Origin of the sequence: uncultured Collinsella sp. (assembly GCF_959026545.1) — a bacterium.
GTDB lineage: Bacteria > Actinomycetota > Coriobacteriia > Coriobacteriales > Coriobacteriaceae > Collinsella.
This window is the reverse complement of record NZ_CAUFLV010000001.1, coordinates 141,880-154,629: the sequence shown is the minus strand read 5'-3', so window position 1 is coordinate 154,629 and position 12,750 is coordinate 141,880. Positions and strand designations below refer to the sequence as shown.

16 protein-coding genes are annotated in these 12,750 nt (G+C 59.2%); all 16 read right to left on the bottom strand.

The annotated features are described in order from the left end of the window. Positions 1-75: 75 nt before the first annotated feature. The 16 genes from Q5Q88_RS00790 to Q5Q88_RS00715 all read right to left on the bottom strand — a co-directional run bounded on the left by Q5Q88_RS00790 (position 76) and on the right by Q5Q88_RS00715 (position 12,748). Entirely contained in the window at positions 76-219 is a 144-nt protein-coding gene (locus Q5Q88_RS00790; protein WP_302741210.1) for a DUF6273 domain-containing protein, read from the bottom strand. Between the two features lie 9 nt (positions 220-228). Then, positions 229-471, bottom strand: coding sequence for a hypothetical protein (locus Q5Q88_RS00785; protein ID WP_302741209.1), 243 nt, complete (start codon positions 469-471; stop codon positions 229-231). A 253-nt stretch (positions 472-724) separates the two neighbouring features. After that, positions 725-1,627, bottom strand: coding sequence for a DUF6273 domain-containing protein (locus Q5Q88_RS00780; protein ID WP_302741208.1), 903 nt, complete (start codon positions 1,625-1,627; stop codon positions 725-727). An 11-nt stretch (positions 1,628-1,638) separates the two neighbouring features. Further along, complete coding sequence (locus Q5Q88_RS00775; RefSeq protein WP_302741207.1) at positions 1,639-2,640, bottom strand: BppU family phage baseplate upper protein; 1,002 nt, start codon at positions 2,638-2,640, stop codon at positions 1,639-1,641. Continuing rightward, positions 2,640-3,041, bottom strand: a complete 402-nt coding sequence (locus tag Q5Q88_RS00770; protein WP_302741206.1) for a hypothetical protein — start codon at positions 3,039-3,041, stop codon at positions 2,640-2,642. The genes Q5Q88_RS00775 and Q5Q88_RS00770 overlap by 1 nt, the downstream gene beginning before the upstream one ends. Before the next feature lie 8 nt (positions 3,042-3,049). Then, positions 3,050-5,638: a phage tail spike protein gene (locus Q5Q88_RS00765; RefSeq protein WP_302741205.1), complete on the bottom strand. Its 2,589-nt coding sequence runs from the start codon at positions 5,636-5,638 to the stop codon at positions 3,050-3,052. Continuing rightward, positions 5,629-6,354 (bottom strand): distal tail protein Dit, encoded by a 726-nt coding sequence (locus Q5Q88_RS00760; RefSeq protein ID WP_302741204.1) that lies wholly within the window; start codon positions 6,352-6,354, stop codon positions 5,629-5,631. Before Q5Q88_RS00760 ends, Q5Q88_RS00765 begins: the two co-directional genes overlap by 10 nt. Beyond that, a complete protein-coding gene (locus tag Q5Q88_RS00755) occupies positions 6,344-8,866 on the bottom strand; it encodes a hypothetical protein (RefSeq protein ID WP_302741203.1) in 2,523 nt (840 codons plus the stop codon). The genes Q5Q88_RS00760 and Q5Q88_RS00755 overlap by 11 nt, the downstream gene beginning before the upstream one ends. A 90-nt stretch (positions 8,867-8,956) precedes the next feature. Next, positions 8,957-9,169, bottom strand: a complete 213-nt coding sequence (locus Q5Q88_RS00750; RefSeq protein ID WP_302741202.1) for a hypothetical protein — start codon at positions 9,167-9,169, stop codon at positions 8,957-8,959. Next, complete coding sequence (locus Q5Q88_RS00745) at positions 9,150-9,557, bottom strand: hypothetical protein (protein WP_302741201.1); 408 nt, start codon at positions 9,555-9,557, stop codon at positions 9,150-9,152. Before Q5Q88_RS00745 ends, Q5Q88_RS00750 begins: the two co-directional genes overlap by 20 nt. Beyond that, complete coding sequence (locus Q5Q88_RS00740; RefSeq protein WP_302741200.1) at positions 9,557-10,168, bottom strand: major tail protein; 612 nt, start codon at positions 10,166-10,168, stop codon at positions 9,557-9,559. Before Q5Q88_RS00740 ends, Q5Q88_RS00745 begins: the two co-directional genes overlap by 1 nt. A 12-nt stretch (positions 10,169-10,180) precedes the next feature. Further along, positions 10,181-10,507 (bottom strand): hypothetical protein, encoded by a 327-nt coding sequence (locus Q5Q88_RS00735; RefSeq protein ID WP_302741199.1) that lies wholly within the window; start codon positions 10,505-10,507, stop codon positions 10,181-10,183. Then, positions 10,504-10,875: a hypothetical protein gene (locus Q5Q88_RS00730; RefSeq protein WP_302741198.1), complete on the bottom strand. Its 372-nt coding sequence runs from the start codon at positions 10,873-10,875 to the stop codon at positions 10,504-10,506. Before Q5Q88_RS00730 ends, Q5Q88_RS00735 begins: the two co-directional genes overlap by 4 nt. After that, positions 10,868-11,179 carry a hypothetical protein gene (locus Q5Q88_RS00725; protein WP_302741196.1) on the bottom strand — a complete coding sequence of 104 codons (312 nt, stop codon included), beginning with the start codon at positions 11,177-11,179 and terminating at the stop codon, positions 10,868-10,870. Before Q5Q88_RS00725 ends, Q5Q88_RS00730 begins: the two co-directional genes overlap by 8 nt. After that, positions 11,179-11,478, bottom strand: coding sequence for a hypothetical protein (locus tag Q5Q88_RS00720; protein ID WP_302741194.1), 300 nt, complete (start codon positions 11,476-11,478; stop codon positions 11,179-11,181). Before Q5Q88_RS00720 ends, Q5Q88_RS00725 begins: the two co-directional genes overlap by 1 nt. Before the next feature lie 13 nt (positions 11,479-11,491). Next, positions 11,492-12,748, bottom strand: a complete 1,257-nt coding sequence (locus Q5Q88_RS00715) for a phage major capsid protein (protein WP_302741192.1) — start codon at positions 12,746-12,748, stop codon at positions 11,492-11,494. Positions 12,749-12,750: the final 2 nt, after the last annotated feature.

Here is a 12,750-nt window from a genome sequence, read left to right as displayed (position 1 = left end):
CGATGGTTGCCCCTTCCTTCCTCAAATGCACGGCGCTCAGAGCTGCGGTCTGCGCGGTCTGGCAGGTCTTGGGAATCACGGGAACGGGCGAACCCAGTCATACGTCGCGGCGTTGTTGTAGGCATAGCCGTTGTAGTTGACATCGCACACGTTGGAGGACGAACCGCCCATGACGGAGCGGAGCCACCAATTGACGCGAAGATTTCCAAGGGGCAACACTTATTCATTTTACCCCTTTCCTATCAGTTTCACGCCAGACCGAGCGCCCTTGATGAGCTTTATGTCATCATCGACGTCCTGAATAAGCGTCTCGAACCACGACAGGCTTATGTTCGAGTTGAGAGACTTCAGGCATTGCAGGTCTTGGAGCAGTTGGTTGCAGTCGGCGATAGCGAGCGTCATAAATCTCTTGCGCTCATCGACGTTTCGCGCGGTGTTCGGGTAGAACGCATCCGCCTTTACGAGATTCATGACCAAGCTTCTGGCTGTCTCGGCCATAGGGACGGCGAAGACGAACCTGTACGACTTCGGCAGCTGCTTCGTTGTCACCTTCTTGGTGATCTCTGCCCTTATCTCCAATGCAAGCGTGAAATACTTATGGGCACTCAGATGCCTGTTTCGGGCATATACACCACTCAAACGACCATCTCTTTGCTAAGCCGTCTCGACCTGATGGCGCATGCGCAAGGCATGCGCCGGTTCAGTGTTGCGTACGGCTGATAAATCAGCCTACGAGGAAGCACGGGAACGGGCGAACCCAGTCATACGTCGCGGCGTTGTTGTAGGCATAGCCGTTGTAGTTGACATCGCACACGTTGGAGGACGAACCGCCCATGACGGAGCGGAGCCACCAATTGACGCGAGTTCCCAAGATTCGAGATGCCGTGTCTTCGAAAATCGGGAAATGGCAATCGAATCCGATGCTGTAACCAGTCTTGCTCCATGCTTGGAACCCGTAGACCTCGATTTCGGAAAGAGACCATACCTTCCCCAGATCAACCCAAGACCAACCGCTGTCATCGGTGAGCTTCCCGCTCGACGCGTAGCGCTCATTGAGCAAGACGCGTTGCGGCATGATGGCTGCTTGACACTCGGTCGGGAGGGACGGCAGGAAATCGCCGATCTCCCACTCATGCAGCTTCGAGCACAGATACGGGTGCTTCTCATCTGCGATGCCGTTGTTGTCGTTCGTGTCGCGCCACTTGATATAAGATCCGTTCACGGCCTTGTCGCCGGTGACGGACACCGGGGCGGACGGGACCATCGCTATATGGTGGCCCTTCGGTGTGTCCCCGCACTTGTAATACGGGTCGATGGCCGCGTTGTGGTACCTGACGGTCTGGGAGGGGACGTTGACACCGGCCTTCAGCTGCACGTCGATGTAATCGCTGATGCGAAGCCCCGTGAAGTTGGCTGCCCTCACCCGCCTTTGGAGCCACGTCCAGACGTTTGCGCTGCCGATCTCGGCGGCGAAGACTGACTCGATGGAGCGCCCCTTATAGGTTCCGGTCAATTGCTGTCGGTCGTATTCCTGAGCGGTGGTCGCGGCGTTTGCCGTGTTCCGCGCGGTGACGTCCTTGACGTTGCGCGGCGCGCCGTTGAATGTGAGGACTGAGACATCTGCCATGTTGGTTCTCCTTAATTTAGGGTCGCGGTTTCGTCGGAAATGCCCGACCGCGCTAGCGCAAGCGTCTCACCGCTGTAAGAGGTCACGCGGGTCGGCGGGACGTATGCCGTCTCACCGATCAGGACGTACTTGTCCTGAAGCTCCGACACCGCAGAGGCGAGGATTTCGTTGGCCTTCCTCAGTTCCTCGACCTCCGTGTCGCTGGGAGGCTTAATTGACGCAATGCTGTTCGCGATGTTGAGCGCGTTGGTGGCAGCCGCCGTCGCGTCATCAGCGGCACCGTTGGCGCGCGATGCGGATGCGTTTGCGCTTGACGCCGCAGAATTGGCGATACCAGCCGCTTTGCTTGCCGCGTCAGTTGCCTTGTCCGCATTTTGCTTTGCGGCGCTCGCTGCGGAAGCTGCTGAGTTCGCGGAGCTTGCTGCCGTGTTCGCCTTTCCTGTCGCGGCATCGGCGTTTGACGCCGCCGTGCTCGCCTTGCTGGCAGCCGCATTCGCGCTTCCAGCAGCCGCACTTGCCGTTCCCGCAGCCGCGTTTGCCGAGCTTGCGGCCTTGTTCGCCGAGCTTGCCGCAGAGTTGGCAGAGGAAACCGCGCTCTCGCCGCGATTGATGAGATCTTGCACGGCGTCATCCCAGCTTTGCGCTGGCTTTTGACCGTCAAGAGCGCTGCGCAGGATTTCGATTGCGAAGCGCTCCGTCGAATAGGTCTTGCCGCCCGTGGTGATCGTGAAATATGCCTCGTCAGTGTATCCGGGAACGCCGCAAAGCTTGGCTTCGTCAACCGTGATCGTGGCGGTATTGCCGTTCACCGAGCACTGGCCGCGATAGTAGTTGCGCCTGTTCGGGAGCATCACGACGAGCCATACTGTAGCGCCCGAAAGTGCGAACTCAGCGCCGTTATCGTAGATGAGCGCATTGATTGTTGTTCCACCAGCGTCACCCTGACCGACCTTTATGCAATCTCCCGTTCCCTCTTTCGAGATGTCGAGTTCAAGAGTCCGCGTGTTGCCCATCACTCGCCGCCTTTCTCTCCGGTTCCATACGCGAGTGAACGAAGATTTTCCAGCGCTTCATTGAAACTCACGGAAGAACGCGACTCGCCGGATGCTGACTGCACGTCGGCGTTCGCGGCAACTGCTGGAACGCTCGCCGACAGGGCGTCGAACACATCAACGACCGCTTGCATTCGCTGATCGACATATAGCGGTTGGACAATCTGGTAATCTCCGCCGACCTGATCCGGCTCCTTGACCTCATCGACGGGTACAATCTGCCTATTTCCCTGTTCGTCAACTGAGATAAAAACGATTCCCGAGTCTGACGCTCTAGATAACAGCTCTTGGTCGTATTCCGTAACTACCCCCTCGCTGTTTGTAATGGGGTCGTGAGCAATAAAGTGAGTGATCCTTGCCATTTGGACTCCTATTCATCTCCAAGGTTGCACCACGTGCACAGGCCGTTCTTGAAGTTCACCGACCGCTCTCTCCATGACCAGCCTATGACGCCATTCCCCTTGTCCGTTATGTCCTTGATGTAGCGCATGGTGTGGTTTCCCGTATGGCATATCGTTGCCGTTACGCTCTGGTCGTTAGAGACTGCCGTTGAGATTTGCGGCGTGCTGATGCGAACGGTTCCGTTCGCAGTCATCTGGATTCCGCGATATTTGATTGACGGGTTGTCGATGTTGTACGAGTGCGCCGAGAAGTCGATGTGGCCGATCTTTTCCCCGTTCTCGTATCCATACACGGCACCGCCGGTAACGCGCAGGAGGTTAGATGCCGAACCGCATTCGAACGTGCCGTTTGCGCTGATGTTGTTTGCTGTCATGTAGTTTGTCGTGAGCTTGCCCGTGTTCAGATTCCACGTATTGCGACCACGTACATCACTAAGCGTTCCGGTTGCCATATAAGTCGCATTTACATAAAGTAGCCCGCCTTTCATGTAGACGCCCTGAGTCCTGCCGTTCTGCGTGAGCCGGTTGAAGACGTCCATCTGGTCGAGTGAGTCATCGAGGATGTCAACCTTCTGCTGCGCCTGAGTCTGCTCGATGATGTTGCGCGCTTGACGCACGGCGGATTTATACGAGCTTAGGGTCGCCGAATAGTTGCTGTACGCGGCATCGTAAAGCTGCATTGCCTGAGTGAGGTCGCTTGCCGTGGTGACGGCAACGACGTTCTCAATCATCAGAAGGAGACGCGGATATGTCCCGCGTTCGCCGAAAACCGAGTCATATTGCGTGCTCAGGACCGATTTGAACGAGGCGTTAAGGCTCGTGTTGCCCATGAGAGAGCCATAGTCGGTCTTGATGTCCCTGTATTCCTTCTCAAGGGATTGCAGGATCTTCGACACCGCCGCGCGCTCCGCCTCGGTGATTATTCCGTCAGTCGCAATGCCATCGATCGTCTTGTCGAGTCCGTCAATAGCGTTGTCAAGGCCGTCGATCTCACCCATGAGCGCATCGACGGTCTTTCCGCCAAGGACCGCATTGGCGGAAAGCGAGAAATCTCCCGAGCTGAGATTCCAGAAGTTGTCTTCAAGCTCATCGGTCAGCAGACCGGCTCTGATGCGCTCGGCGCGCATGGTTCCTGCGTTGATTGCGTCAGCGCTGACCTGTGCGCCGGTGATGAACGTGCGCCAATCCCATTGGCCGTTAGGCGCCAGGTTGGCCGCGAGACGGATTCCCGCGCCGTTTATGTTGACGGCCCACATTCCGGAGGTCGATTTGAGCGGCAGGCCCGTCTCGGCGCCAATTGGCACGTTGCTCCAAATCGTGCCGAGTTCGAACGTCTCGACCTTGTATGTGCCCACGGCGTTGAATTGGGCGTTCAGCGCGGCTTGAAGCTGTATCAGCCATGCCACCGACGTTCCTGCTGCGGCATCATATAGAGCGTTCTGTTTGCTGTTGCCGCTGATCGCGTTGCTCACGCCCTGCCACATGTCAGCCATCGCGTCGGACAGGTTGCCGAACGTGACAGTCGCATCGCCTGTGAGCAGATCGCGCTCGATTTTCGATACGCGGCCATGCAGTCTGATACCGTCATCCGAAAAACCCTTGTCGATGATTGCAACGTCATCGCCAACGCCCACGCCCTCCCATGAACGACCGAAGGCGTATAGGTCTATGACCGATGCCGTATAGGTGACTTTAGGCTCCTTGACCTTCTCTAGATAGTCTCTCGTCTCCCGCAAGAGCTGCGACGCGTCCTCGCACTGCTCGTTGACATAGGAGCACACAGACGGGAGGACTCCGCCCTTGCCGTCCGGGTGACCCCAAACCTTGGCGGCTTCGGCATCCTCGATGTAATCCTTTCCGCCGTTTATGGATCCGAACGTCAACCTGCGTCCAAACCCTCCGCCGTCAGTCTCCACGCCCTTCCCGTAGCCGTAGACGCGCGTCTTCGGGTTGTCGCTCGCGACGGTGCGCTTCACAGAGAGCAGGTCTTTAGTCCATGTGAACCGCTTCGCGCTGTCCCTGCGCCCGCGTTTCGCGCGGATGCCGACGCGGCGCGACACGATGCCCGCGCCGTCGTGGACTATCGCGGTCTCAAGCTCGCCGCCCCACGTCTTACAGATGCCAGCGATGGACTCGCGCACGCTCTGGTGGTAGAAGGTATGGGATGCGCTGCCGCCCTGATCGCATGTGCCAACATCCCAGCGCGTGCCGGACAGGATCGACGCGAGCGCAACCGAAACGCCACCGCTCGGCCTCTTATCGTCAACCCAATCGTCCCACGTCTCGGCGATCGAGTTGATGCACGTTGCCTTGGTCTTCGGCGCTCCGCTGTCATCGTGGATGCGGTCGAACTCGTCAACCATGTGCTCGTGGCACTCGCCCTGCTGGTCGATCCAGACGATCCTATCGCCCTTCTGCAAATCTTCGTCGCACGTGATTTTAAGCTCATCCGTCCCGTCGAGCGCATCGGCGTGCGTCGCCGCGCTGACATGGAGCCTGCCTAGGTTTTCGCCCCACCTGCTGAAGCGGGTGAAGCCTATGCGCCTTACTAGAGCCATCTTTCCCGCCATTCCAGAACGGCGGTGCCGCTCGTTATGTTGAGACGGCACCGCCCGTCTATCTCGAAGAAATCGGAATCGATGGAAACGGGAGCGTCGTGCCCGTTTACGGTCACGCGCTCCATGGCCATGTCAACCTCAATCGTGCTCGACTGCGTGAGCGTCGTGTTGACCGCGACGAACTCGCCGGTGTCCACGTTGGTGATCTGCCACTTGCTGCCAGCAGCGGGCTTCGCCGTGACCTTCATGTGAGTCGGTCTGTTCCCGCCCGCCCTGATGAAGACATTACCGGCAGACGCATCAACGCGCCGTTTCTGGCCGTAGAAATCTGGGTCTCCGACGTGGAACGTCACGGTCGTTGTCGGGCAATCGTCGGTGATCTCATCCAAGTCCGTGTTCCCTGTGGCAATTGCCATCAGATACCGTGTCGGGTCATCGGGCAGGTAGAGCGGAGCTGGCTCGTCGGACCACAGCGCCGCCGCGAGCTTATGGCGAATGTCGGCAACATCGCGGCGGTCTTCAGATCTAAGCCAGATCTCAACTGGAAGGTCGTAACCGGAGCGGAACGCACCCTTGAATACCTCCCCGTGCCGACCGGGGACGGCCTCGAACGTCGTTGCCACGTCCGCCATGATCGGCCTGCGAACCTTGCAGTAAACGAGCTTAGACAAGTCGTTGCCGTTGAAGATGATTCTGTCATGCTGGTTACGTCGCAACTGGAACACCCCTTTGCTTCAGCTTGCTTGCGATTCCGATGCCGATCTGCTGACCCGTCTCGTATGCATCAACGCCGTCGGCAACGGTCGCGTTGACGGTTACGGCAACGCTCACAGACTGGTTCGGCGAAGAATTGAACTTAGAGAACGCCTTGTTTACCGAAGTCTCGATAAAGCCCTTAAGCTGACGCTCAGGCGCGACGAACTCGCCGCCCGCCTCGCCGACGCCGATGATCGACGGGCCGTCGAAGTATCCGCCCCTCTTGTACCAGCTGACGCTCACGCTCGGCAGACTGATCGGTCCGAAATCGTTCCAGCGCACGTTGAAGTGCGGCATCTTGGGCTTGGGGATGCTGATGCGGATGCCGTTGAACGCTCCCATGATTTTTCCGGGGATTCCGGAAATAGCGTTCCAAGCGCTCTGGATCGGGTTCTGAATGAATCCCTTAACCGAGTTAAAAACGCTGCTCACTTTAGAGCCGAGACCGGGGAAGCCGAGTTTATCGCCGATTCGGTCGGCGATGCTCACAGCCTGGCTCCGCGCCGCGTCCATCTTGCTTTGGATGTTGCTCTTGATGAGGTTGAAGGCGCTTGCGGCCTGAGTGCTCGCGCCCTGCCAGTCTCCGTTCATTGCGGCCTTGAGAGCATTAGATGCCGCAGAGCCGACGCGCTTGCCGGTCTCCATGTCCCCTTGGATGGTCTGCTTTATGCCGGAGAACGCGTTGCTCGTGTTCGCCTTGAGGTTCTCCCACTTCTCGCCGACTCCGCTCACGAAATCGCTGGCACCGCTCTTGACGTCCTCCCAGACGCCGCCGAAGAACTCGCCCGCGCCCGAAAGGTAGTTTTGCACTCCCTGCCATTTTTCGGAGATCCAGCCGGTGAAATCAGACCACATCTGCTTGCCCGTCTCAGTCTGCGTGAAGAACCACGCCAGACCTGCGACGGCGGCGCTCACGGCAGCGACGCCCAAGCCGATTGGGTGCGCGGCGATCAGGCCGGTGAAGCCGGTCCATCCAGTCGCGAGCTTGCCTGCGAGCATGCCGCCAAGCTCTCCGCCCTTCGTGACGATGCTGCCGAACCCGCTCTTGATAGTGCCCAGAAACCCGGTGTCTCCCATTACTGACTTGGCGCCGCCCCAAAGCTCGCCCGCCGTTTTGAAAGCCCTGCCGACGCCATCGGCCGCCTCCATCGTCTTGCCGACGGCGGTCGTGACGCCGCCGAAAGCCACGGCACCGAGAGCTAGGTTGTTCACAAGCTCCTGCTGCTCGGGTGACAGGGACTTGTACCAGCCCGTCACCTTTTCAAGGGCGGGTGCGAGCGTGTTCAGGAGGCTCGTCCCGATCTCGGTCACGGCCGTCTTGACTGGCGTGGCGGCCTCGCCAAGCTCCTGCATGCTCTTGTTCATCTCGTTCTGGGCGTCACGCGATGCAAGGAGGTCGGCGTTGGTTTCCTGATACTGCTTTCCCGCCTCGCCATAAAGGCCGGTAAGGGTCTCGGTGATGAGCTGCGAGCGCTCCTGCTCGCTTCCGCATGCGGCGAGGGCCGCGTTGAACGCGTCTTCCTTGGTCTGCCCGTCAGCGACGGCCGTGTTGAACGCGTCTTGCGCGGCGGAGTGCCCAGCGAGTGCCGCACTCCACTGCTCGGCGCTCGCCGTCGACCAGTTGAGCGCATCTGCGAGACCGCCCGTTACGGTCCCCGTGTGCGCCGTCTCCTGCGCCGCCTCGGCGAGGTTTTCGAGGGGGAGGGCATCGCCAAATGTCGCGTAGGCACCGGCGGCGATGTCCGTCCATTGCTTCAACTCACGTTCGTTCGTCGTGAGACGCGCGAGGTTCTGGGATGCCTCGGTGGCCGTGTCGGACTCGCCCAAGATGCGGTAGAACGTCGCGTATGTCCCGGAAGCCTGCTCGGCTGTCCCACCGGCGCTCTCCCAGGCCGTTTCGAGCTGGCCACTCTGCTGTATGGCTTCCTCTTGGCTCGCCGCGAGTCCGGATAGGGCGCCTGCCGCGCCGACGATTCCGCCAGATAACGCCGTTCCCGCACTGGACATCTTTGAACCGGCGCTAGAAATCTTGTACGCGTTGTCCTCGATCGCCTGACCCACCTTGCCGAGCGCCGTCTTAGAGCCTTCCGCCTCGCGTGCGGTTGCCTTCAGGTCATCGCCGTAGCTCTCAAGCTGCCGCTCGCATTGCATGATCGCGCGTTTGAGGCTGTCGTACTGCCGCTCTTCCTCGGCGGTCAGCTTCGCGCCGCTCTGCTTCTTGCTTTCGAGTTGCGCGAGCGCCTGCTTGTATGCATCGAGCTTCCTTTCAATGTCCGAGTAGGCCGCGCTCAGCGCACTCACCTTCTGCTCAAGCAGCTCCGTGTTGCCGGGGTCGAACTTAAGCGCCTTGTTTATGTCCCGCAGGTCGCTCTGAGTGTCCTTCGACGCCTTTTGCACCTGCTTCAGCGCGCCCTGAAGCTCCGTCGTGTCACCGCCGAACCTGATGACGAGACCCTTGTAGGAAACCGCCACGTCACATCACCTTCTTCGATTGTCAAAGACCATGAACGCTTGAAGCAACGCGCCCTCTCGGGTGCGCTGCCGTCAAACGCTCGCGTATCGTCAAGACCAGAACTGGGATTCGGCGGCACGCGCCTTCTCATCGTCTTCGTAGTTCTCAGCCACATCGGCATAGAACGCGTTGAGTTCGAGAACGTCTTGGACTTGCGTGTAGCTCAGCACTTGCAGGTCTGAAATGCTCAGCCCGCATTGCTGGCAGTTGTAGATGTATCTCGCATCGCAAGCTGATGCGAGGTTACTTGGAAGGCTCGGCATCCGCCTCTTCGGCTGGTGCGGAGTCCACGCCATCTCCGGTCTCAGGAAAAAAGTTTTCCTCTACTATGCGCATCACGTCGGTTGCCCAACCTTCCTCGCAGCGAAGGTCGTAAGCGCCCACCGGAAGGGAAGATGCGAAATCGTTGAACGATTTTGGGAACTTCGGGTCTGCCGTCTTGATGCACGCATAGAGGATCTTGAGCAGGGGGACGATGGCGGGAACCTCATAGGTCGTGAGCGAGGTTGCGATCTGAGACACAGCGTCGGCAATGTCAGACGGCTGCTTTCGCCCGCTCTCGCTCAATTCGTAAAACGCCTGGGAGTATGCGATTGGCGTGAACCCGTTGAACTCAGCCTTGTATGTCTCTTCTCCGATACGAATGTCCATTAAGGCTCCTCAACGACTTCGACCTCGGAAAGACCATCGATCTTGACCGCATCGAAGAACGTGGCGTAATCGGACAGGCCGGAATACGAGTCGTATCCGCTCGTGCGCTTGGTGTCCTCGTCTCCGGTGGGGAGGCTGACCGGGCGCCATTTGAACGGGAACTCAAGGGCAGTGATCTCGGGGGAGTCCTGATTGGTGTTCGCCTCGTTCTTCGGCTTGCTCATCTCGCACATGAGCAGGCAGCGGCGCTTTCCCATGACGTGACCTGGCTGCTCGCACATGAAGGCGAACTTCTTAGGCTTCTTGTTCGCGGTCAGGCTCATGCGGCCATCTTTGGTGACCATATATCCGGTCAAGTCGGCGAGCAGTCGGCGAAGCTCCGGGGTGCTCTCGACATCGAAGAACGACATGGTGCCGCTGCCACCATTGTCCTGAGTCTTGTCAAGCCAAGTCTCGTTGTCGGCATAGCTGGTGGCGCTCTCAACGGACGGCTCCATGCTGATGCTGACCGTGCCGGGGACATGCACCGGCTTGTTATAGGTGAGCTTTTCCTCGTCGGTGCAGATCGCGAAATGCGAGTTCTTGACACCGAAGTAGCCATTTTTAGGCATGGCGTTTCCTTTCTACTCTTCCACGTCCACGCTGAACGCGGTTTCGACCAATTTCTCAGACTCGATGCTCGTCACCGCGAGCGTGTAAGAGCAGTCGGCGGCATCGAGCGCATCCTTTATCTTCCGTTCCAGTGCGTAGTCGCGTCGGCGCGTGTATAGCGCGATGTCGTATGACGTCCACGACGCATAGACACGGTTGTCCGCATAGACCGACTCGCCGTAACCCGCAACCAGGACGATATAGGGCGGCGCAGGTTCGTCATTGCCCGTGAATGACTGGTTGGACCACGGGATGCCGATGGAATCGAGCACCGCGCACAGATCCCTCAGCTTAATCAATCTCCGTCACCGCCCATCTGCGCGAACTCCATTGCAACCTGATCGGCGACCTCGCGGATAACTCCGTCACCGGGCACGTCGCCGTACACCTTGCCCGTCTGGTTCTTGACCTTGTGGCCGTTCTCAAGCAGGTGCGTGAGCTGATAGACCCTGTTGTGCACCGTGCATGCCGTTCCGGTCTCATCAGTCTCGATGGTTGCTTTCCAGCCTTTTTTGTAGGCTCCCGTGCGCTGCCTGCTCTTCTGCTTGAGCAGCTTAACGGCGCGCTTGCCAGCCTGAGCCGCGTTCTTCTCAACGGCGGCTGCGTTGTCCTCGACGCACTCTCTGAAGCAGCTCGCGATGAATCGTTCGATGTCCATCTCAGCCACGGTCACCGACCGCCTCCGAGAGCGTGAGCCGCACGAAATCGGCGCTTGAGCGGTCAACGCGTTCAACGCTGAGTCTGCGACCCTCAAATTCGACAAGCCGCTCACCCTGATAGGCCGCCTTGCGAAGCTGCAAGACGGCCTCTGGATGGATGCCGACCGTCGCGGCGGCGTAATACGCGGCGTCGCTCACGCTGAACACGTTGCACGCGACCTTGCGCGATGTCTCTCTAGCCGTTTCGACGCCAAACTCATCGCGCTTTATGCGCTGCGAGATCAAGATGCAGCTTGCCGCCCACATGCTCATCAGGCACCACCGTATGCCGACGTGCCGTGCATAAGGGTCACAAGCTCTTCAAAGGTATGCATGTACCTATCGGCGTCGGGGTTGTCCATGCCGAAATTAGCCTTACAGAAGACCTTGATGGCGAGACGCACGGTGCCGTCTGAATCGTCCTGAGACTTGTCGACGGACACGCCGCCCGCACGCATCGCGGCGCGGGCGGCGTCGATGAGGTCTGCAATCTCATCGTCGTAGTCGGTGACATCGGCGGGGATCCTCAGCGCGTCACGGCATGCGTCAAGCATCTGCTCTTTCTCCGCCATAACCGATCACATCCTAGGCAGTGCCGACGGTGAGCTGTACGAAGCTCTCGGGCACGGCGAGACCGCCGTCATAGAGCATGTAACCGTTGATCGCGGTGTTCCAGCTGCCGTCGGGGAGCGTGACAGCCTCGACAACAGGGCCGTCAAACAGGTTGGAGCGGAAGAGATCGGGATAACCGAGCATGATGACGCCATCCTCAAGATTGTCCTCAAGCTTCACGATGCTGCCGAAGATGCGGCCCTTCACGGTCGGGTCATCGTCGCGCTCATCAATGAAGTAAGAGCGCTTCGTCGCATCCTCAATTGCCGCGATCTGATTCCAGATGGTGCTCTGGTTCGCGTAGATGCGAACGCCCTTCGCGGCGGGGTTGCCGTAAGTCTTGAGCAGGCTGAGAGCCTTCATCACGTCGGCCTTGGTGAGCGTTCCAGCCTTAGCCACGTTGATCTTGTTTCCAGCAGCCATGCCGAGCGTGCCGTCAACGAGCTTGGCAAGAACGATCTTGTCACCAGCGACGCCGCAACGTGCACTGACCTCGCGGTTGATGTAGGTACGGAAGCTATCGAGGCTCTGAATCATCATCTTGCGGGAGAGCTTGACGGTCTTCTTGATCTCATCGCCCGTGAGGGTGATGCGATCAAAAACGTTCTGCTCTTCGTCGGTGGGCGCTGCGCCCTCGGCGGTCTTGGCGGCATCTCCCTTGGTGATGGACTTGTGGCGCACAAGCTCATACTGACCGGGAATGGTGTCGCGGGTCACGTCGCTGAAGAGCGCCGTGGAATTGTCGATGAGAGAAATGATCTCGTTCTTAAGCTCGACGGGGACAACCTTATCAGTGTTGCTGGTGGTTACGGTGAACGCGGCACGCTGCTCCATTGCGGTGAGCGCGGTTCGCTCGACGTCGTTGAGGTCGTTGCCCTCAACGAGGCGCACACCGGCGCTGGTGGCGAGGTTCTTCAGGAAACCTCGGGTCTCGGCGGCGGAATAATCCGTCACGTCGTACACGGCGGAGCGGGCGTTGACACCACCCGAAAGCGGGAGGGAGCCGACCTGATGCGCCGTGCCGTTGTCGATGGCGGAACGCGCAGCGGCGATGCGGGCGGCGCGGGACTCGCGTGCGGCGGCGTCGGCTGCGGTGCGCTTCTCGATCTCGGCGGTGAGCTGGGACATGCGCTCGGCGTCCTTCTCGGCCTGCTCGTCGCTCACGCCCTTGGGCGTGCCGTCCTTGTACTTGTCGATAAGCGCCTGAAGCTCTTTCAACATCTCGTCCATTT